This is a genomic window from Arthrobacter mobilis (assembly GCF_012395835.1).
GTDB lineage: Bacteria > Actinomycetota > Actinomycetes > Actinomycetales > Micrococcaceae > Crystallibacter > Crystallibacter mobilis.
Map to the genome: position 1 here is coordinate 132,947 of NZ_JAAZSQ010000010.1, position 18,366 is coordinate 151,312.

The 18,366-nt window shown below is 69.8% G+C and carries 19 protein-coding genes and 1 tRNA gene; 6 read left to right on the forward strand and 14 right to left on the reverse strand.

Annotated elements, in window-relative coordinates; genetic code table 11:
• Nucleotides 1-63 precede the first annotated feature (63 nt).
• From HGG74_RS12055 to HGG74_RS12085, 8 genes are all read right to left on the reverse strand, one after another.
• Nucleotides 64-537 carry a 2'-5' RNA ligase family protein gene (locus HGG74_RS12055; RefSeq protein WP_168486627.1) on the reverse strand — a complete coding sequence of 158 codons (474 nt, stop codon included), beginning with the start codon at nt 535-537 and terminating at the stop codon, nt 64-66.
• Between the two features lie 95 nt (nt 538-632).
• Complete coding sequence (gene purM / locus HGG74_RS12060) at nt 633-1,766, reverse strand: phosphoribosylformylglycinamidine cyclo-ligase (protein WP_168486629.1); 1,134 nt, start codon at nt 1,764-1,766, stop codon at nt 633-635.
• The gene (gene purF, locus HGG74_RS12065; protein WP_168486631.1) at nt 1,763-3,319 is read right to left on the reverse strand and encodes an amidophosphoribosyltransferase; all 1,557 of its coding nucleotides are present in this window, start codon (nt 3,317-3,319) and stop codon (nt 1,763-1,765) included. The genes purM and purF overlap by 4 nt, the downstream gene beginning before the upstream one ends.
• 79 nt (nt 3,320-3,398) lie before the next feature.
• On the reverse strand, nt 3,399-3,737 hold the full coding sequence (locus HGG74_RS21590; protein ID WP_246262852.1) for a hypothetical protein: 339 nt from the start codon (nt 3,735-3,737) through the stop codon (nt 3,399-3,401).
• A complete protein-coding gene (locus tag HGG74_RS21595) occupies nt 3,734-4,087 on the reverse strand; it encodes an MFS transporter (RefSeq protein ID WP_312856830.1) in 354 nt (117 codons plus the stop codon). Before HGG74_RS21595 ends, HGG74_RS21590 begins: the two co-directional genes overlap by 4 nt.
• 29 nt (nt 4,088-4,116) lie before the next feature.
• A complete protein-coding gene (locus tag HGG74_RS21170) occupies nt 4,117-4,566 on the reverse strand; it encodes a hypothetical protein (protein WP_205761784.1) in 450 nt (149 codons plus the stop codon).
• 10 nt (nt 4,567-4,576) lie between these two features.
• Nucleotides 4,577-4,972: a sterol carrier family protein gene (locus HGG74_RS12080; RefSeq protein WP_168486633.1), complete on the reverse strand. Its 396-nt coding sequence runs from the start codon at nt 4,970-4,972 to the stop codon at nt 4,577-4,579.
• A 2-nt stretch (nt 4,973-4,974) separates the two neighbouring features.
• Nucleotides 4,975-5,979: an asparaginase gene (locus tag HGG74_RS12085; protein WP_168486635.1), complete on the reverse strand. Its 1,005-nt coding sequence runs from the start codon at nt 5,977-5,979 to the stop codon at nt 4,975-4,977.
• A 66-nt stretch (nt 5,980-6,045) separates the two neighbouring features.
• On the opposite strand from HGG74_RS12085, the gene purD reads away from it, so the two are divergent.
• Nucleotides 6,046-7,356, forward strand: a complete 1,311-nt coding sequence (purD, locus tag HGG74_RS12090) for a phosphoribosylamine--glycine ligase (RefSeq protein WP_168486637.1) — start codon at nt 6,046-6,048, stop codon at nt 7,354-7,356.
• 3 nt (nt 7,357-7,359) lie between these two features.
• The gene (locus tag HGG74_RS12095) at nt 7,360-8,316 is read left to right on the forward strand and encodes a phosphoribosylaminoimidazolesuccinocarboxamide synthase (RefSeq protein ID WP_168486639.1); all 957 of its coding nucleotides are present in this window, start codon (nt 7,360-7,362) and stop codon (nt 8,314-8,316) included.
• Nucleotides 8,317-8,565: 249 nt separating this feature from the next.
• Here HGG74_RS12095 and HGG74_RS12100 read toward each other — a convergent pair whose 3' ends face one another.
• From HGG74_RS12100 to HGG74_RS12120, 5 genes are all read right to left on the reverse strand, one after another.
• Nucleotides 8,566-9,168, reverse strand: a complete 603-nt coding sequence (locus HGG74_RS12100; RefSeq protein ID WP_168486640.1) for a hypothetical protein — start codon at nt 9,166-9,168, stop codon at nt 8,566-8,568.
• Between the two features lie 161 nt (nt 9,169-9,329).
• Nucleotides 9,330-10,487 (reverse strand): FAD-dependent monooxygenase, encoded by a 1,158-nt coding sequence (locus HGG74_RS12105; RefSeq protein WP_168486642.1) that lies wholly within the window; start codon nt 10,485-10,487, stop codon nt 9,330-9,332.
• Between the two features lie 168 nt (nt 10,488-10,655).
• Nucleotides 10,656-10,729, reverse strand: a tRNA-Pro gene (locus HGG74_RS12110).
• 131 nt (nt 10,730-10,860) lie between these two features.
• Entirely contained in the window at nt 10,861-11,805 is a 945-nt protein-coding gene (locus HGG74_RS12115) for a metallophosphoesterase (protein ID WP_168486645.1), read from the reverse strand.
• Nucleotides 11,806-11,807: 2 nt separating this feature from the next.
• A complete protein-coding gene (locus tag HGG74_RS12120; protein ID WP_168486646.1) occupies nt 11,808-14,168 on the reverse strand; it encodes a transglycosylase domain-containing protein in 2,361 nt (786 codons plus the stop codon).
• A 37-nt stretch (nt 14,169-14,205) separates the two neighbouring features.
• Between HGG74_RS12120 and sp36 the strand changes: the two genes are divergently transcribed.
• Genes sp36 through HGG74_RS12135 form a run of 3 tightly spaced genes read left to right on the forward strand, consistent with a single transcriptional unit; the run spans nt 14,206 to nt 15,809 of the window.
• The gene (sp36, locus tag HGG74_RS12125; RefSeq protein ID WP_168486648.1) at nt 14,206-14,361 is read left to right on the forward strand and encodes a Sp36 family protein; all 156 of its coding nucleotides are present in this window, start codon (nt 14,206-14,208) and stop codon (nt 14,359-14,361) included.
• A 1-nt stretch (nt 14,362) separates the two neighbouring features.
• The gene (locus tag HGG74_RS12130) at nt 14,363-14,848 is read left to right on the forward strand and encodes a RidA family protein (RefSeq protein ID WP_168486650.1); all 486 of its coding nucleotides are present in this window, start codon (nt 14,363-14,365) and stop codon (nt 14,846-14,848) included.
• Complete coding sequence (locus HGG74_RS12135) at nt 14,832-15,809, forward strand: NUDIX hydrolase (RefSeq protein WP_246262853.1); 978 nt, start codon at nt 14,832-14,834, stop codon at nt 15,807-15,809. The genes HGG74_RS12130 and HGG74_RS12135 overlap by 17 nt, the downstream gene beginning before the upstream one ends.
• Nucleotides 15,810-15,897: 88 nt before the next feature.
• Here HGG74_RS12135 and HGG74_RS12140 read toward each other — a convergent pair whose 3' ends face one another.
• Entirely contained in the window at nt 15,898-16,575 is a 678-nt protein-coding gene (locus HGG74_RS12140; protein WP_168486652.1) for a Crp/Fnr family transcriptional regulator, read from the reverse strand.
• Between the two features lie 341 nt (nt 16,576-16,916).
• Between HGG74_RS12140 and HGG74_RS12145 the strand changes: the two genes are divergently transcribed.
• Nucleotides 16,917-18,107, forward strand: coding sequence for a MarP family serine protease (locus tag HGG74_RS12145; protein WP_168486654.1), 1,191 nt, complete (start codon nt 16,917-16,919; stop codon nt 18,105-18,107).
• The last annotated feature ends 259 nt before the right edge of the window (nt 18,108-18,366 follow it).

Genomic DNA, 18,366 nt, shown 5'->3' on the forward strand with positions numbered 1-18,366 from the left:
CATGCTTAGTTTTGCCGTGCAACGCTCTGCCGGGTGCCTTCCCCGGCAGGTGCCCGGGACGCGTCAGGGGAGCGGGCCGTTCCACACTTCCACGACCTTGCGGAACCTGCTGTCACCACCGGGCCGCATGTCCACCAGGGCCACCTGGCGCACATCCACGGTGTCCCCGGGATGCAGGCGGGTGGCCTGGTGGCTCACGTGCGGACGGAAGTGCTGCCGGGTGTGGTGCGGGCTGAGCACATGCACGTCGGGGCCGAGCGCGTCGAGCAGGCCGTCATGGAGTGCCTGCAGCCGGGCATCGGGTTCCACCAGCGAGACCTTGACCGAGCCGTTGCGTCCGAAGCGCGCGTCCTGGCCGATCCGCACGGTAAAACCCAGGCCCGCGGACAGCGGAGCACCGATCCTGCCGCCCACGGCGTCGGCGCTGTCCCTGGTGTCGAACCGGGCCAACGTCACATGCAGCGGCCACGCGGTGCGCGGGAAGGTGAAGCCGGCTTCCACCGGCTCGACAAAGACGACGGCGACGTATGCACCCATGCCACCAGTCTGCCACGCCCCTTCACACGAAACTGGCCCGGCAACCCCTCCCGGCGATGGCAGGGGTTGCCGGGCCAGCCGGTGGGACCGGGGGTTCAGGCGTAGCTGTTGACCAGGTGCACGGCGCCGCCGTCGACACCCTTGGCGCCCTGGACGAAGTCCGGACCGGTCAGCGAGCTGTCCACGGAGCCTACGCGGCCCATCACCCAAGCCGGCAGGCCGCGCTCGTTCAGGCGTGCCAGGGCGGCGTCGGCCGATTCCTCGGCCACGATGGCCACCATGCCCACGCCCAGGTTCAGTGTGCGCTCCAGGTCCGGCTGCGGCACCCCGCCCAGTTCGGCGATGAGCTTGAAGACCGGCGGCAGCTCCCAGGTGGAGCGGTCCACGGTGGCCATCAGGCCCTTGGGCAGCACCCGGGCCAGGTTCGCGGCCAGCCCGCCGCCGGTGACGTGGCTGAAGCCGCGCACGCCCGCGCCGCCGGCAGCGGGCAGGTACCGGGCCAGATCCAGGCAGTCGGCGGCGTAGACGCGGGTGGGCTCGAGCAGTTCCTCGCCCAGGGTGCGCCCGAGTTCGGAGACCTGCCGGTCCAGCGCCCAGCCGGCGTGGTTGATCACCCGGCGGACCAGGGAGTAGCCGTTGGAGTGGATGCCGGAGGAAGCCATGCCGATCACCACGTCGCAGTCCCGGACCCGGTCCGGGCCCAGCAGCGCGTCCGCCTCCACCACGCCGGTGGCCGCGCCCGCGACGTCGTACTCATGCTCGCCCAGCAGGCCCGGGTGCTCGGCGGTCTCGCCGCCTACCAGCGCCGTGCCGGCGACCTCACAGGCGGCGGCGATGCCGCGCACAATGTCGGCGATGCGCTCGGGAACCACCTTGCCGCAGGCGATGTAGTCGGTCATGTACAGCGGCTCGGCGCCGACCACCACGATGTCGTCCACCACCATGCCAACCAGGTCGAAGCCGATGGTGTCGTGGATGTCCATGGCCTGGGCGATGGCGACCTTGGTACCCACCCCGTCCGTGGAGGTGGCCAGCAGCGGCTTGCGGTAGGTGAGCAGGGCCGAGACGTCGTAGAGCCCGGCGAAGCCGCCGACACCGCCGAGCACGTTCGCGTTGTGCGTCGCCTTGATCGCGTCCTTCATCAATTCGACGGCCTTGTCCCCGGCTTCGACGTCGACGCCGGCGCTGGCGTAGGTGATCGGGCTGGCATCCTGCGGGCGGGAGGTCATACTCGTTCTTTCTTGTCGTCGTCGGTCAGCAGGTTCTCCAGGTCCGAGTCCGGGCCCGGGTCGCAGGAGCCGTGGTCCTGTTCGACCTGTTCGCCGCGCTCGAGCACGTTCTTGCCAAGCCGCTTCGCATCCGGCAGCTCGATCGGGTACTGCCCGGTGAAGCATGCCGTGCACAGGCGCTCGCGCGGCTGCTCGGTGGCCTCGATCATCCCGTCCTCGGAGATGTAGCCCAGGGTGTCCGCCCCGAGCGAGGCGCGAACGTCGTCGATGCCGATGCCGTTGGCGATGAGCTCGGCCCGGGTGGCGAAGTCGATGCCGTAGAAGCACGGCCACTTGATCGGCGGCGAGGAGATCCGCACGTGGACCTCGGCGGCCCCGGCCTCGCGGAGCATGCGCACGAGCGCGCGCTGCGTGTTGCCGCGGACGATCGAGTCGTCGATCACCACGAGCCGCTTGCCCTGGACCACGTCCTTCAGCGGGTTCAGCTTCAGCCGGATGCCCAGCTGGCGGATGGTCTGGCTCGGCTGGATGAAGGTCCGGCCCACGTAGGCGTTCTTGACTAGGCCCTGGCCGTAGGGGATGCCGGAGGCCTCCGCGTAGCCGATGGCGGCCGGCGTGCCGGATTCCGGGGTGGGGATGACCAGGTCCGCCTCCACCGGATGCTCCCGGGCCAGCCGGCGGCCCATTTCCACGCGCGCGGCATGGATGCTGCGGCCGTTGATGGAGGTGTCCGGGCGGGCCAGGTAGACGTATTCGAAGACGCAGCCGGCCGGCTTCTTCTCGGCGAAGCGCTGGGACCGCAGGCCGTTTTCGTCGACGGCGATGAATTCGCCGGGTTCGATCTCGCGGACGAAGGAAGCGCCCACGATGTCCAGTGCGGCGGTCTCGGAGGCGACCACCCAGCCGCGCTCGAGCCGGCCGAGCACCAGCGGGCGCACGCCGGCATTGTCGCGGGCGGCGTAGAGGGTCGTTTCGTCCATGAAGGTGAAGCAGAAGGCGCCGCGCAGCTTCGGCAGCAGCTCCATGGCCCGCTCTTCCAGCGTCTGCCCGGGTTCCCCGGCCAGCAGGGCCGTGACCAGTGCCGTGTCGGTGGTGTTGCCCTGGGCCAGCTCGCCGCGTGCAGGCTTGCCGAACTTCTCGATGACCTTCTCGTACAGTTCCGCGGAGTTGGTCAGGTTGCCGTTGTGGGCCAAGGCCACAGTGCCGGCGGCGGTGGCGCCCAGGGTCGGCTGGGCGTTGGCCCAGGTGGAGCCGCCGGTGGTCGAATACCGGCAGTGCCCGACGGCGATGTGCCCGTTGAGGGTGTTCAAGGTCGTTTCATCGAAGACCTGGGACACCAGACCCATGTCCTTGTAGACATTGATGCGCTGGCCGTCGCTGGTGGCGATGCCGGCTGACTCCTGCCCGCGGTGCTGCAGGGCGTAGAGTCCGAAATAGGTAAGTTTTGCTACTTCCTCGCCGGGGGCCCAGACTCCGAATACGCCGCAGGCGTCCTGGGGGCCTTTTTCACCGGGGAGAAGATCATGGGAAAGTTTTCCGTCGCCGCGTACCACCCGAGTATTGTCTCATGCCCGCGGAGGGGCCGGAGAACGCCGGGCTGCCGGTTCCAGGCAGCCCGGCGTTCTCCGGGAACTACTTGCTGCCGTGGATGCGGTTGTCCAGGTCGTGGATCGGCGTCCTGAACGTCTCGCGGGCCCACAGCGCGCCGGCCACCGCGACGATCGAGGAGCCGGCGACGATCCAGGCTGCCGGTCCCCAGTTGGTCTTGTCGGCCCCGACCAGGGCGGTACCGGGCAGCGGGGTGAAGCCGGCGTCGAGCGAGCGGCGGACCAGGTAAGCCACGATGAGCACCACCAGGGACAGCCAGAACGGGATCCGCCAGCCCCGGGCCAAGCGGTCGGCCTCGTCCATCGCGGCCACGGGCAGGAACACCAGGGAGGCCGGCACGATGCCTGCGGAGATGCCGCTCATGGCAAACGCAGGGAAGAAGGCACGGCGGCCGACGGGGGGGATTTCTCCATGGTCGGTGCAGAGGCACCGGCGGTTTCGGCGCCGGCGGACAGCCCCAGCATCAGGCGCAGCACGACCAGCAGGACCGGTGCCAGGTAGCCTGCCGTCCGGAAGTCCGGCAGTACCCCGATCAGGAAAGTCGCCGCACCCATCAGCACCAGGGTCAGCACGAGCGTGTTCTTGCGCCCGATGCGGTCGCCCAGGTACCCGAAGACGATGGCGCCGAAGGGGCGGGCCACGTACGCCACGCCGAAGGTGGCGATGAGCGCGGCCGTGGGATTTCCTGCCGGGAAGAAGATCTGCGAGAACACCAGCGATGCGGCCGGGGAGCCGCCGAATGCTACCGGTGTGCGGTCCCCGGAGCGTCCGGTCCGTCGGGATCCGCCTGCCCGGCGCTGCCTTCGGCCGGACCGGGGCCATCCGTGCCGGTCTGCGCTGCTGTGCTGGTCTCTTCAGCAGTGCCGGTTTCCTCTGCGGGGCCGGTCTCCTCTGCGAGGATGAGCTCGGCACGCCTGACGCTCAGCCGGTCCAGGACCAGGGCCACAATGCCGCCCGCCAGCAGGCCGGCCGTGCCGAAGAGCACGGCGAAGAAGCCGAAGATGCTGCCGCGGGTGAATTCGGCGTTTTCCGGGCCGGCCAGTGCCACCACTGCAGCTGCCACGACGCCCAGCACCGCGCCGGCGGCCAGGAAGGGGGTGAACTTTGGGGCGCGCCGGACGCTGAGCTCCCTTCGGGGAAGGCCCGGCCCGGGGACACCGCGCCCGGGCGCGGGGGACTGCTCTGAACTCATGCCTTCAACCCTACCGGCTGGCCGGACCGTCCCCGGCGCCGACGAGCGGCAGCCAGTCGGACAGTTCGGCGCGCAGGCCGGAGGCGGCAACCTTGCCGGCGGCCACGGCCTCGGCCCAGCTGAGGGCGCCGGTAGCCAGCTGCAGCCAGGTGACGGCGTCGCACTCCACCACGTTCGGCGGCGTGCCGCGCGTGTGCCGGGGACCTTCGATGCACTGGGCCACCCCGTACGGGGGCACCCGCACCTCGACGCTGTTGCCCGGGGCGCGCTCGGCCAGTTCCTCCAGGCAGTAGCGCACCGCCGCCGCCAAGGTTTTCCTGCCTTCGGGTCCATCGGCACCGCCGGCTCGCCAGGCCGCGAGGGCCGCCCGGCCGTCCGCCGCGGACACCCGCCGCCGTACCGCCACGGCTAGTCCAGCAGGGCCATCACCGGTGGAGCCAGGCGCAGCCGGCCCACCGGCTGGCCGCGGCCGAGCACCGGCTTGACCACCCGGTCCAGCACGGGCCCCACGTCCACTGCCCCGACGGCCCCGGCCGCAGCCAGCAGCGTGAGCGCGATTAGCGAGGCGGCCCGCAGGCTGCCGTCGAGGATCTTGACTGCCACCGAGACGCCAGTGGGGGTGCCCATGACCATCACGCCCTCGGCGCCGAGCTTGGCCAGGATGCGCAGTTCCTCCATCACCACGGTGTTTTCCTCGCCGCGGCCGTGCACGGCCCACGGGTAGTCGACCATGGCGGTGGCGATGGTGGCGGCGCGCGCGTCCGCGTGCCGGTCCGCAGGCGCCTTGGCCAGCTGGCCGACGGCGCGGGCCAGTCCGTGCAGGGACACCGCCGGCACCGGGGCGCCGCAGCCGTCCACGGCGATATGGCTGATCCGCTCGCCGGTGTACTCTTCCACCGTTTCCATGACCATCCGCTGCATCGGGTGGTTCGGCTCCAGGTAGGTTGAGGTGTCCCAGCGGTTCTCCTTGCACGCCCAGAGGAAGGCTGCGTGCTTGCCGGAGCAGTTGAAGGCCAGCCGCTGCCTGCCGCGGTCGGCACGGATCAGCCACGTCAGGGCGTCTTCGTCCGCGGGCCAGGCCGGCGGACACTGCAGATGCTCGCTGGTCATGCCCGCGGCGCGCAGCATGTCGGCGGCCACCGCCATGTGCTCGCGCGAGCCCACATGGCTGCCGCAGGCCAGGGCCACCTGCGCCCCACGCAGCGGGACCCCCGAGCGCATCGCGGCCAGCGCCTGGAACGGCTTGAGCGTGGAACGGGGGAAGATCGGGGCGGTGATGTCCCCGAGCTCGGTGACCACCGACCCGTCGGCGGCCATCACGACGGCGGAGCCCAGATGGCGGGACTCAATGAAGCCGTTGCGTTCGACGACGGCGAGCTCGGCAGCGTCCGAGGCCCTGAAAGTCTCAAGCATGGGTTTAGTGTATGGGTGGGGGAGCAACTTCTGGGGCGGCGCGCGGAGCCAGTAGGCTTAGACGTTGTGAAGGTTCTTGTGATCGGCCCGGGAGGCCGCGAACACGCCATTGTCCGAGCCCTGCTGGCCGATCCGTACGTTACCGAAGTCCATGCGGCACCCGGCAATGCAGGCATCGCCGAAATTGTGCCCACGCACAGCATTGACGCCAATGATCCCCAGGCCGTGACCGAACTGGCCCGCCGGCTCGAGGCGGACCTGGTGGTGGTCGGCCCGGAAGCCCCGCTGGCTGCCGGTGTTGCCGATCCGCTGCGTGAAGCAGGTATCCCGGTCTTCGGACCCAGCAAGGAAGCGGCGCGGCTGGAAGGCTCCAAGGCGTTTGCCAAGCAGGTGATGGCCGCAGCCAACGTCCCCACGGCCATGGCCCACGTGGCCTCCAATGCGCAGGAAGCGGCCGAAGCCCTGGACCGGTTCGGCGCCCCCTTCGTGGTCAAGGACGATGGCCTGGCCGCGGGCAAGGGAGTGGTTGTCACCGAGGACCGCGCGGCGGCCCTGGCCCACGCGCAGTCGTGCTTCGACGCCGGCGGCGAGGTGGTCATCGAGGAGTACCTGGACGGGCCCGAGGTCTCCCTGTTCGTGATTTCCGACGGCGAGCATGCGGTCCCGCTGGTGCCGGCCCAGGACTTCAAACGGATTTTCGACGGCGACCAGGGCCCCAACACCGGAGGCATGGGCGCCTACACGCCGCTGGACTGGCTGCCGGCAGGCTTCGTGGACGAGGTCATGGAGCGCGTGGCGCTGCCGACCATCCGCGAGATGGCCCGCCGCGGCACGCCGTTCGTCGGCGTGCTCTACTGCGGCCTGGCCGTGACCCGCCGCGGCGTGCGGGTGATCGAGTTCAATGCCCGCTTCGGCGACCCGGAGACGCAGGCGGTGCTGGCCCGGCTGAAGACCCCGCTCGGGGGACTGCTGCTGGCCGCCGCCAAGGGGGAGCTGGACGGTGCCGGACAGCTGCAGTGGGCCAAGGAGGCGGCAGTCGCCGTCGTCGTCGCCGCGGAAAACTACCCGGGGACCCCGCGCACCGGGGACCGGATCAGCGGGTTGGCGGAAGCCAACGCGCTGCCGGACGTGCACGTGATCCACGCCGGCACGCGGCTGGAGGACGGTGAAGTGGTCAGCGCCGGCGGCCGCGTGCTCGCCGTCGTTGCCCTCGGCCAGGACCTGGCGCAGGCACGCGAACGCGCCTACGCGGGCGTGGACCTGATCGGGCTTGAAGGCTCCCAGCACCGCACCGACATCGCGCTCAAGGCCGCCCGCGGCGAAATCCGCATTCCTGCCGCGCAGGGCAGCGCCCCGGCCGCTGCAGGCAAGGAGTAGGCCATGGCATTCGCACCTCCGCACCTGGACCTGCCGGGCTGGACGCACGTGTACTCGGGCAAGGTCCGCGACCTCTACGTCCCGTCCGTCCCCGCGCGGGTGGCCACCGACAGTGAGGACATGGCCGCCGAGGGGCTGCTGGACCAGCGCAACGACACCATCCTGGTGGTGGCCAGCGACCGGATCAGCGCCTATGACCATGTGCTCGACACCGAAATCCCGGACAAGGGCCGGGTGCTGACCCAGCTGAGCCTGTGGTGGTTCGAACAGCTCGCCGCCGGGCCGGACCCGGTGGCCAACCACGTGGTCTCGACCGACGTCCCGGCCGCCGTCGCCGGGCGCGCCATGATCTGCCGGAAGCTGGACATGTTCCCGGTCGAGTGCATCGCCCGCGGCTACCTGACCGGCTCCGGACTGGCCGAGTACCGTGCCTCGCGCACCGTCTGCGGTCTGCCGCTGCCCGAGGGCCTGGTGGACGGCTCGCGGCTGCAGCCGGCGATCTTCACCCCCTCCGCCAAGGCAGAGGTCGGCGAGCACGACGAGAACATCACCTTTGACGCCGTTGTGGACGCCGTCGGTGCCGGCACCGCCGAGCGGCTGCGGGAACTGACGCTGCGGATCTACACCCGGGCCGAAGAGATGGCCCGGGCCCGGGGCATCATCCTGGCCGACACCAAGGTGGAATTCGGCACCAACCCGGCCACCGGCGAAATCACTTTGGGCGACGAGGTGCTGACCCCGGACTCCTCCCGCTTCTGGGACGCGGATACCTACGAGCCGGGCCGGGCGCAGGCGTCCTTCGACAAGCAGTTCGTCCGCGACTGGCTGACCTCGGCTGAATCCGGCTGGGACAAGTCCTCGGATACACCGCCGCCGGCACTGCCGGAGGAGATCGTGGAGAAGACCCGGGCCCGCTATGTCGAGGCCTACGAGCGGCTGACCGGGCGGAAGTTCAGCTAGCACCGAGGGCCCCGCTGCGAGCGAAGCGAGCAGTGGGAAGGTGCGACGCGCTAGGGATTGGGGCGCTCCCGCAGTGTCGGCTTCGCCGCCACAGCGGGTCCCTCGCGCCCCACTCCAGAGGCCCCGCTGCCAGCAAGCGCCAAGGGTCCCGCCGCGAGCGGAGCGAGCGGCGGGACGGCGCGACGCGGCGAAGCGAGCAGTGGGACGGCGCGACGCGCTAGGGATTGGGGCGCTCCCGCAGGGGAGCCGTCAGGAGTCGCTGCGGCCCCGCCCGGCGGCCTGCTCGGCTGCCACGAGGCAGCGCTCGAATTCTGCCACGGCGCGGGAGTATGCCGCCAGTTCGGCAGCGCCCCCGCGGTGGACCGCCCCCAGGCCGCGCGGGCCGGGGGCTGCCTGGCGCAGCTGGGCGGCGTGCCGCATGGCCCGGATCATGGCCGCCGTTTCGGCCCGCCTCACATCGGTGATCGCGGGAGCCTCGAGATGGCCGGCGGGGTCCAGTTCATAGCGGGCCCAGCGCGCCAACGCCGCATCATGCCGTGAGGTCAGCTCCTGCCAGGCCCGGTGCCTGCCGGAGGGGCTCGTCTCGGACCAGCGCCGGCTGACATGCAGGACCGCCGGGAGGGAGCAGGCCAGGACCAGCAGGATCAGCGCCGGTGCAGCCGCCGGGTAGGCCACCGCGGCGATCAGCACCACGGCCGCGACGCAGCATAGCCCCGCAAAGCCGTACCAGAACACGGCGTCCAGCCGCTCCTGCCGCCGCAGCGCGGTGCCGATGGCCCAGGCCGTCAGCGCCACGAGGCCGGCGGCCAGCACGGCGGACAGCCCGAGCTGTCCGTAGTCGGTCAGGCTCATACCGGCCTCCTGCCAGCCGAGGTGCTTGCCGTGCCGCCGCCTGGGCGGTCCCCGTACAGCCATTGCAGTACCGCCCGGGCGCCAAGTCAATGGGGCGGCCGGACCTCACTCCGGTCCCGGGAAGCGCCCCAGCCTGTCCGCGGTTTCCGCAGCCCGTCCGCTCAGGAAGCCGACGGGCCGAGCACCGAGTCCAGCTGCTTCAGCCGCAGCTGCCGCGGAATCAGACGCAGGACGGTGTCGCGCATCTTCCGCAGCCCCGGGCGCTCCAGCTGCGCCAGCCGTCCCATGGTGCGGGAGCGGTTGACGATCCGGGAGGTCCGGGGGACCCGCTCGGCGTCGTAGGCCAGCAGACCCTCCCGGACGCTGCCGTGGGCGGCCAGCGCATCTGCCAGGGCCACCGCGTCCTCGAGCGCCTGGCAGGCCCCCTGGCCGAGGAAGGGCAGCATGGGGTGGGCCGCGTCGCCCACCAAGGTGGCCGAGCGGCCGGACCAGACAGGCTCGGGTTTGCGGTCGAAGAGTTCGTGCGCCATGACGGCTTCCTCAGGGGTCTGCCGGATCACCTGGGCGATGCCTTGGTTCCAGTGCCCGAACCTGTCCAAGGCCATGGCTTTCAGGGTGGGCAGGGACGAGGTGCGGAACTCCTCGTTGCTGATGGTGCCGTACCAGTAGATCCGGTTCCCGCTCAGCGGGGTGATGCCGAAGACCGCTCCCGGCCCCCAGGTCTCGCCCCATGGGAGGTTCCCCGCGCCCTGGTCCGGTGATGGGCAGATCGCCCGGAATGCTGTGATGCCCGAAGAGCGCGGGGCCGGGCCGCCGATCAGTCCCTTGCGGACCACTGAATGCAGCCCGTCCGCCCCGACCACCAGTTCGGCGCTCTGCTGCCCGCCGTTTTCCAGCGTAACCGTGCTGGTGGGCGCCCCAGGCTCGAAGCGGACCACCGGCAGCCCGCGGTGGACGGTGTTGACGGCCAGGGCCCCGGCCAGCAGCGACATGAGATCGGCGCGGTGGACGGTGCGGATGGGACGCCCGTAGCGGCTGCTGACCTCTTCCTGGTCCCATGCCATGATCGGCCGGCCGTCCAGATCCAAGGTGCCGCCGTGGACGGGAACGGAGACCCGTTCGAATTCCCGCAGCACGCCGAGCCGTTCCAGGGCCGCGGTGCCGTTGGGCAGGAGGGACAATCCCGTGCCCGGCCCGGCCGTGGAGCCGGAGCGCTCGATGATGTGCACTTTCCAGCCGGTGTTCTGCAGTGCCAGGGCAGTGGCAAGACCGCCGATTCCTGCTCCGACAATGATCGCCGAGCGTCCCGAAGTAGCCATGGCACTCATACTACTGGTGCGTCAATGTGCGGCGGCAACGGCCCAGGCGTCCGCAGGCGCGCCCGGGTGGAGGATTGCCGGAGGCCGGAAAACCTGGGCCCGCATAGGGAAAGGCCCCCCGGTACCGGCCTTCCGGCCGGCCCCGGGGGGCCTTTCCCTTCCACACTGTCGGGGTGACAGGATTTGAACCTGCGACCTCGTCGTCCCGAACGACGCGCGCTACCAAGCTGCGCCACACCCCGTGAACCCGGTCCCGAAGGGCATTTCCTCCGGTCCCTCGCTGCGAAAGCAACTGTATAAGAGTAGCTGAGAAACCTTCCAAACCAAAAACCGGGCAGGTGTGACGCTCGCCTCACGCGCCCGCCGCCGACGGTCAGGAAGGCTTGGCCACCAGCGACAGCAGTACCGCCTCCGGACGGCAGGCGAACCGGACCGGGGCCATCCGGGAGGTGCCGATGCCCGCCGAGACATTCAGCGGGACCTGGCGGCCGGCGTGCTCCCACCAGGTCAGCCCGCGGGCGCGCCAGGTGGGCAGGTCGCAGTTGCTGACCAGGGCGCCGTAGCCGGGGACGCAGACCTGGCCGCCGTGGGTGTGCCCGGCGAGGATGAGCTCGGCACCGCCGTCGGTGAAGTAGTCGAGCACGCGCTGGTAAGGTGCATGGGCGACGGCGATCCGCAGGTGGGCGGCCTGGTCCGCGGAGGCCGATCCGCGGGGGAAGCCGCTGTATCTGTCGCGGCCCAGATGCGGATCATCCACGCCGGTGAAGTCCAGGCGCAGCCCGTCCACCACCAGCGACTGGTGGCGGTTGGACAGGTCGATCCAGCCGGAGTTCCCGAAGGCCGAATGCATCCGCCGCCAGGGCAGCTCCCGCGAGCCGTAGTCAGTGGGCGGCTTGGACGGACCGGTGAAGTAGGTGAAGGGGTTCTTCGCCACCGGCGCGTAGTAGTCGTTGGAGCCGGGCACGAAGACGCCGGGAAACTCCAGCAGCGGATCCAGTGCGTCCAGCAGCGGGGGAACGGCCTGATGGTGGCTGAGGTTGTCGCCGGTATTGACCACCAGGTCCGGCCGGGTGTCCGCCAGCGACCGGAGCCACTTCTGCTTCAGCTTCTGCCCGGGTACCAAGTGGATGTCCGACAGGTGCAGCAGCTTCAGCGGCCGGCGCCCCGGAGGCAGGATCGGCAGGGTTTCCTCGCGCAGGCTGAAGAGATGGCGCTCTACCAGTGCCCCGTAGGCCAGGGCGGCGCCGCCGGCGGCCGCGGCGCAGGCGGCAACCCGCCCCGCACCGGCCAGCCGCCGCCGGATCAGGGCAGCATCCATGCTCAGTTGTTGCCGTCCGCGCCCGAATCGGCGCCGGCATCGGCACCGTCCTGGCTGGCGGCGCTGCCGCCGCCCTGCTCCGGGCCGCTGGCCTCGGCATTGCCGCCGTCGCCGTCACCGGCAGTGGTGCCGCCGCCGTTCCCGGCCTCCTCCTGGCCGGCGGCTTCGGCATTGTCGCCGCCGTTCCCGTTGCCGGCATTGCCCTCATTGTCCGGGCCGCTGGCCTCGGACTCTTCGTCCTCGTCAGGGTCCGGCTGGGACGGCTGCGGCGATCCCTTCATGCTGTCGGGCACCTGGCCGAAGGAGCCGCTCGGATACAGCGGCGCGACCGCGCTCATGTAGTCGGTCCACTGGGCGCCGGCAATGGTCGCTCCGTCCACGTACTCACGGGCCACGCCGTTGATGGCAATGCCGTTCATCGACGTGTGCGACTTCCAGTTGCCCACCCACGAGGCGGTGGAAATGCCGGTGGTGTAGCCCACGGTCCAGGTCTGCTCGGACAGGTCGGTGGTACCGGTCTTGGCCGCCGCCGGCACGCCGATCGGACGCATGTAGCCGGGGCTGTTGTTGACCAGGTTGGCCAGCGGAATGCTGACGGCCGCCGCAACCTCGGGCGAGATGGCCCGGTCGCACTGCTTTTCCGGGACCTTGTACTTGTTTCCCTGTGCATCCTTCACCGAGGACAGCGCGATCGGTTCGCAGTAGGTGCCGCCGCTGGCAAAGGTGGCAAAGGCCGCAGCCATGGTCAGCGGCGAGACTTCCTGGCCGCCGATGATGAACGAGGGGGTGTTCACCTGGATCGGCTCGCCGTCCACGGCGCGGTGCACGCCCATCCGGCTGGCGGCATCCCGGATGTCGCACAGATCCAGCATGGCAGCCTGCGCCGCCGTGGCGGAGTTCACCGACCAGGTCAGGCCCTGGCTGACCGTCATCGAACGCTGGTAGCCGGGCAGGGCGTTCTTGAAGTCCCAGGCCTGGAAATAGGCGCCGTCCGGCAGGCAGCTGGCCCGCCACGGATAACCGGCCGGGTAGCTGGTCCGCCGGGCGTCGATGACGGCATTGAGCGACCGGCCGGACTCGAGCCAGGCCACCGTGGTGAACGGCTTCATGGTGGAGCCGGGCTGGAAGCCGTAGGAGGTCCCGCCCATGTCCGGATCGACGTTGAAGTTCAGTTCGGTGTTCTTGCGGCCCTTGGCCGGGTTGTAGTCGGTGTTCTGCGCCATCGCCAGGATCTTGCCGCTGCCCGGCTCCACCGAGACCATTGCCGACCCGACACCCGAGGGATCGCCCTTGGGGACCTGCCGCTGGATCTGCCGCTGGGCTTCCTTCTGCAGGCGCGAATCCAGTGTGGTCTTGATCGTCAGGCCGCCGCGGGCCAGCAGCTTGGCCCGCTCCTCGGCGTTCTTGCCGAAAGCATCGGACTGCATGATCGCGTGCTGCACATAGCTGCAGAAGTAGTCCGCGAAGTTGGCAGCCACGCAGCCGGACTGGACCGGCTTCAGGTTCAGCTTCAGGTCGGAGGCGACGGCCTTGTCGTATTCCTTCTGGCTGATCTTGTTGTTGCGCAGCATCGCGGCCAGCACGATGTCCCGGCGCTGCTTGGTGGCCTCGGGATTGCTGACCGGGTTGAAGTAGTTGGGGGACTGCACCATGCCGGCCAGCATCGCCGACTGGGCGATGTTCAGCTCGCTGGCATGCTTGCCAAAGAAGGTCCGGGCGGCGGCTTCGATGCCGTAGGTCTGGCCGCTGAACAGCACGATGTTCAGGTACCCCTGCAGGATTTCCTCCTTGGAGTACTTCTTCTCGAGCGCGATGGCAAGCTTCGCCTCCCGCAGCTTGTCCCCGATGGACTTGGTGCCGCTGATGGTCAGCTCCTCCGCGGACTTGCCCTCGGCCGCACCGGCGTCGATCAGCACGTTGTTGACGTACTGCATCGTCAGTGTGGAGGCGCCCTGCATGCTGCCGCCGGCGAGGTTGCTCACGGCCGCGCGCATGATGCCCTGCGGGTCGACGCCGTTGTGCTCGTAGAAGCGCACGTCCTCAATGGAGACGATGGCGTCCAGCATGTGCTGGGAGACCTTCTCCAGCTTGACGGGCACGCGGTTCTCGGCGTAGAACGTGGCAATGAGCTTGCCGTCGGCCGAGTAGATCTTCGAGGCCTGGGACAGCGGACTGGTGTTCAGTTCGGCCGGCAGCTGGTCGAAATACTCGATCGAGGAGGTGGCGCCGACGCCGGCGACCGCTGCCGCCGGGACAAGCAATCCAGCGGCGAGTACACCGCACAGGGCACTGATTCCGAGGAAAGCGACTATTTTCCCCAGCGTTGTCGCAGTGTCGAAGAACGGTGATTTACGAGGCGCCATGCCGACCAGTTTACAAGCTGGGGTTAGGCTTTGACGTATGACCACATGGGAATACGCCACGGTCCCGCTGATCGTGCACGCCACCAAGCAGATTCTTGACCAGTGGGGGGAGGACGGCTGGGAGCTCGTCCAGGTCCTCCAGATGCCCGGTACCACCAACATTGTCGCCTACCTGAAGAGGGAGAAGCACTAGCATGGCCGAAGCCCAGAACGTCTCCGTGTCCGCCGTCGAGCAACGTCTGGCCGACCTCGGGCTGAAGCTTCCCGAGGTCGCGGCTCCGGTGGCTGCCTACGTTCCGGCCGTCATCTCCGGCAACTATGTCTACACTTCCGGGCAGCTGCCCTTCGTCGAGGGCCGGCTGCCGGTATCGGGCAAGGTCGGCGGGGCCGTGTCGGCCGAGCAGGCCGCCTCCCTGGCGCAGACCTGCGCGGTCAACGCCCTCGCCGCGGTCAAGAGTGTGATCGGGGACCTGGACCGGATCACCCGCATCGTCAAGGTTGTCGGGTTCGTGGCTTCGGACCCGGAATTCACCGGTCAGCCGGCCGTGGTCAACGGGGCCTCCGAGCTGCTGGGCAAGGCGCTCGGCGAGGCCGGGTCGCATGCCCGTTCCGCCGTCGGGGTGGCCGTCCTGCCGCTGGATTCCCCGGTGGAGGTCGAGTTGATTGCCGAGTTCAGCTAGGCCCGAGGGCCCCGCCGCGAGCGAAGCGAGCGGAGGGGAAACCCGGCGCGCCGTCGGCGTGCGGCGGCTGTTCGAGCTGCCCCCGGAACATCTGGGGGCAGCCCGCAGCTGGCTGGAGCACGGGGAACGGACTCCGCGCATGCCGCGCCTTGCCTCCTCCGTGGTGCTGGTCAGGGACAGCCCCCGGGGCGTGGAAACCTATCTGGGCTACCGGTCGGGCAATTCCCCGCTGGGCGCGGTCGCATTCCCAGGCGGGAGCGTGGAGGCCGCCGACGACGACGCGGTGACCTGGTACGGGCCGCCCGCCGCGAAGTGGGCGGCGGCGCTGGGCCTGACCGACCACCGGCAGGCCCGGCTCCATGTGGTGGCCGCGATCCGCGAACTGTTCGAGGAAACCGGGGTCCTGCTGGCCGGGCCGGACGAGTCCTCGCTGGTGGAGGGTCCCGCCGGGGAAGAGTGGATGGCCGCCCGCGAAGCCGTTGCTGACCAGGAAAAAGGGTTCGGCGAAATCCTCGGCCGCCGTGGACTGGGACTGCGCACCGACCTGCTCAAGCCGCTGAGCAACTGGATCAGCCCCGACTTTGCCCACCGGCGCTTCGACACGCGCTACTTCGCTGCGGCCCAGCCGGTGACCCAGCAGCCGGCCCTGCTGGGCAGCAAGGGGGCCTGGGCATCCTGGGTCTGCGCACGCGACGTGCTCGCGGAGCGGGACACCACCGCGCTCGGGGACCTGGTGGGGCAGGAGGACACCCGCGGGCTGAACCTGAGCCAGCTGACCAGCCCGGCGGTGGAAATCATCCTCGAAAAGCTGGCCGCCGCCCGCGGCACCATTGCCTACCTGTCGCACAAACGGCCGGTGGTGAAGTACCACCCCGAACTGGTGCTGGTGGACGGCACGCCCATGCTCGAAGTGGTCGCCAATTTCGCTGCCGAGGACGCCGCGGCCCAGCGCAGCCGCTGACCGCCGCGCCGCACAAGCTGACCAGTACGGTAACGACCCCGCAGCGCCCACCGCGGGTGGGTGCTGCGGGGCCGTTACGGCGGCGGGCTTAGCGGGAACGCTGGCGCAGCCGCTGGATATCCAGGATGACGACGGCGCGTGCTTCCAGCCGGAGCCAGCCGCGCTGGACGAATTCGGCCAGCGCCTTGTTGACGGTTTCGCGGGAGGCGCCGACCAGCTGGGCCAGCTCTTCCTGGGTCAGCTCGTGCGCCACCAGGATGCCGTCGGTGGCCGGGCGGCCAAAACGGTCGGCCAGGTCCAGCAGCGCCTTGGCCACGCGGCCGGGCACATCGGAGAAGACCAGGTCCGCGAGCGAGTCATTGGTGCGGCGCAGGCGCCGTGCCAGTGCCTGCAGGAGCTGGGCGGACACCTCGGGGCGGGTTTCCAGCAGGGAGCGCAGGTTCTCGTTCTTCAGGCCTGCCAGCCGGGTTTCGGACACGGCGGTGGCGGAGGTGCTGCGCGGGCTCGGATCGAACAGGGCCATTTCGCCGAACAGTTCACCCGGGCCGAGGATGGCCACCAGGTTCTCGCGGCCGTCGGCGGCGGTGCGGCCGAGCTTGATCTTGCCCGAGACGATGAAGTAGAGCTGGTCTCCCGGATCGCCTTCACGGAACACTGAGGCGCCGCGCGACAGATCAACCTCGGTCAGTTCGTCAGTCAGCGCTGCGAAGACGTCGTCGTCGAGGGATGCAAAAAGCGGTGCGCGGCGAAGGATCTCAATGTCCATGAATTCTCCTGGTTCTCTCACAATAGTCAGTCATGTTCGGGCGTATCGGCTGAATTCAGCTTAGGCACTGGAACCCATTTTGCCGTATGTAAAGCGCTTGTGACATCTTCCACAGATGTTAAGCGGACCAGGCGGCGGGGAATCCGCCGCCCGGACGCATACTGGCGGCCGGGGACCGCCCGGACTCCACCCGGCCCAACGAGGGTGCCGCCGGGTAAATTCCCAGCAACCGGCACTACACTGGCATCATTCCGGCGGCGTGCGCGGTCCGGCGGCGGCATCTGCCGTGCAGGCCTGCCGCTCCCGCGCGCCGGCCGCCGCTTCCTGCCTATGGAGATAGCTTGCTTTTTGGTCTGACCCTGCTGGACATCCTCCTGCTGCTGGTTCTGCTGTCCTATCTGGCGGCGGGCCTGCGCAAGGGGTTCCTTGTGACCTTGGGCGGCGTTGCCGGCTTCGCGGCGGGTGCTGTGGCGGCCTTCGTTGCCATTCCGATGGTGAGCATGTGGGTTCCGGACCCAAGCTGGCGCCTGACCGGCGTCATCGCCACCGCCGTGCTGCTCGTGATCCTGGGCCATGCGGTGGGGTCGGGACTGGGCGCGGCCATCCGGCGCCGGCTGGACTTCCCGGCCGTCAAGCCGCTGGACCGGCTGCTGGGCGGGGCAGTAAATACGGTGGTCGCGGCGCTGGTCATGTCCATGCTGGCGTTCAGCATCGCCAGCCTCGGCATGCCCTTTATTTCGCAGCAGCTTGCCGCGTCCCAGGTGATCCGCGCGATCGACGGCGCCACACCGGGGCCGGTCAAGGCCTGGATGGCGCAGATCCGGTCCATAGCCGTCGAGGACGCGATCCCGCAGGTGGTGCACGAGTCCGGCCCGCTCGGGCCGGTCGAGGCGCCGGAGGGCAGCACCGACACGGAGGCCTTGAACCTGGCGGGGGAGTCCGTGCTGAAGATCGCCGGCACCGCCTTCCAGTGCGGCCAGAACCAGACCGGGTCCGGGTTTGTCATCGCCCCGGACAGGGTCATGACCAATGCCCACGTGGTCGCAGGCGTCAGTGAGCCGGTGGTGGAGATTCCGGACGGCCGCGTGCAGCCGGGGCGCGTCGTCTACATCGACCCGGTCAAGGACGTGGCGGTGCTGGCCGTTGACGGACTGGGGGTGCGCCCGCTGCCGGTAGCTGCCGGCGAACTGGCCGGAGGCGACGATGCTGCGTTTGCCGGCTATCCGGCGGGCGGTCCGTTCCAGAGTGCGCCCGCCACCGTGCAGGGGCGTTCGACGGTGCTGGTCCAGGACATCTACGGCACGGACCGGTCCCCCCTGGAGGTCTACACCCTGGCCGCCGATGTGCAGCAGGGCAATTCGGGCGGACCCCTGCTGACCACCAGAGGGGAAGTGGCCGGCCTCGTCTTCGCCAAGTCCACGGAGAATGTGCCGGTGGGCTATGCACTGACCCTGGCCGAGGTCCTGCCGGTCATTGAGGCCGCCGCCGGCTACCAGGAAACGGTTCCCGCCGGCCAGTGCCTGCAGAAATAGGCCGCCGGCCTCCGGGACCTCGGGCGGAAGCCTGCCGGCTGGAAGACCGGAGCGCCCTTGGCGGCCGGAAGCAACAGGGAAGGCCGTCCGCCAGGGGACGGACGGCCTTCGGCTGCGCTGCGGGCGCCGGGTGTCAGCGCTTGAGCGAGCTGGCGATCTGGGCCATGACGGTGTTGTCGGCCAGGGTGGTGGCGTCGCCGGCCTCGCGGCCTTCGGCAATGTCCTTGAGCAGGCGGCGCATGATCTTGCCCGAGCGGGT

What these genes read in the sequence shown, in the direction of transcription:
- HGG74_RS12115 (WP_168486645.1), bottom strand. Translation starts at nt 11,805, where the DNA reads ATGGATGCTGCCCTGATCCGGCGGCGGCTGGCCGGTGCGGGGCGGGTT.
- HGG74_RS21590 (WP_246262852.1), bottom strand. Translation starts at nt 3,737, where the DNA reads ATGAGCGGCATCTCCGCAGGCATCGTGCCGGCCTCCCTGGTGTTCCTG.
- HGG74_RS12105 (WP_168486642.1), bottom strand. Translation starts at nt 10,487, where the DNA reads ATGGCTACTTCGGGACGCTCGGCGATCATTGTCGGAGCAGGAATCGGC.
- HGG74_RS12085 (WP_168486635.1), bottom strand. Translation starts at nt 5,979, where the DNA reads ATGCTTGAGACTTTCAGGGCCTCGGACGCTGCCGAGCTCGCCGTCGTC.
- HGG74_RS12130 (WP_168486650.1), top strand. Translation starts at nt 14,363, where the DNA reads ATGGCCGAAGCCCAGAACGTCTCCGTGTCCGCCGTCGAGCAACGTCTG.
- sp36 (WP_168486648.1), top strand. Translation starts at nt 14,206, where the DNA reads ATGACCACATGGGAATACGCCACGGTCCCGCTGATCGTGCACGCCACC.
- HGG74_RS12095 (WP_168486639.1), top strand. Translation starts at nt 7,360, where the DNA reads ATGGCATTCGCACCTCCGCACCTGGACCTGCCGGGCTGGACGCACGTG.
- HGG74_RS12140 (WP_168486652.1), bottom strand. Translation starts at nt 16,575, where the DNA reads ATGGACATTGAGATCCTTCGCCGCGCACCGCTTTTTGCATCCCTCGAC.
- HGG74_RS12100 (WP_168486640.1), bottom strand. Translation starts at nt 9,168, where the DNA reads ATGAGCCTGACCGACTACGGACAGCTCGGGCTGTCCGCCGTGCTGGCC.
- HGG74_RS21170 (WP_205761784.1), bottom strand. Translation starts at nt 4,566, where the DNA reads ATGAGTTCAGAGCAGTCCCCCGCGCCCGGGCGCGGTGTCCCCGGGCCG.
- HGG74_RS12055 (WP_168486627.1), bottom strand. Translation starts at nt 537, where the DNA reads ATGGGTGCATACGTCGCCGTCGTCTTTGTCGAGCCGGTGGAAGCCGGC.
- HGG74_RS12120 (WP_168486646.1), bottom strand. Translation starts at nt 14,168, where the DNA reads ATGGCGCCTCGTAAATCACCGTTCTTCGACACTGCGACAACGCTGGGG.
- purM (WP_168486629.1), bottom strand. Translation starts at nt 1,766, where the DNA reads ATGACCTCCCGCCCGCAGGATGCCAGCCCGATCACCTACGCCAGCGCC.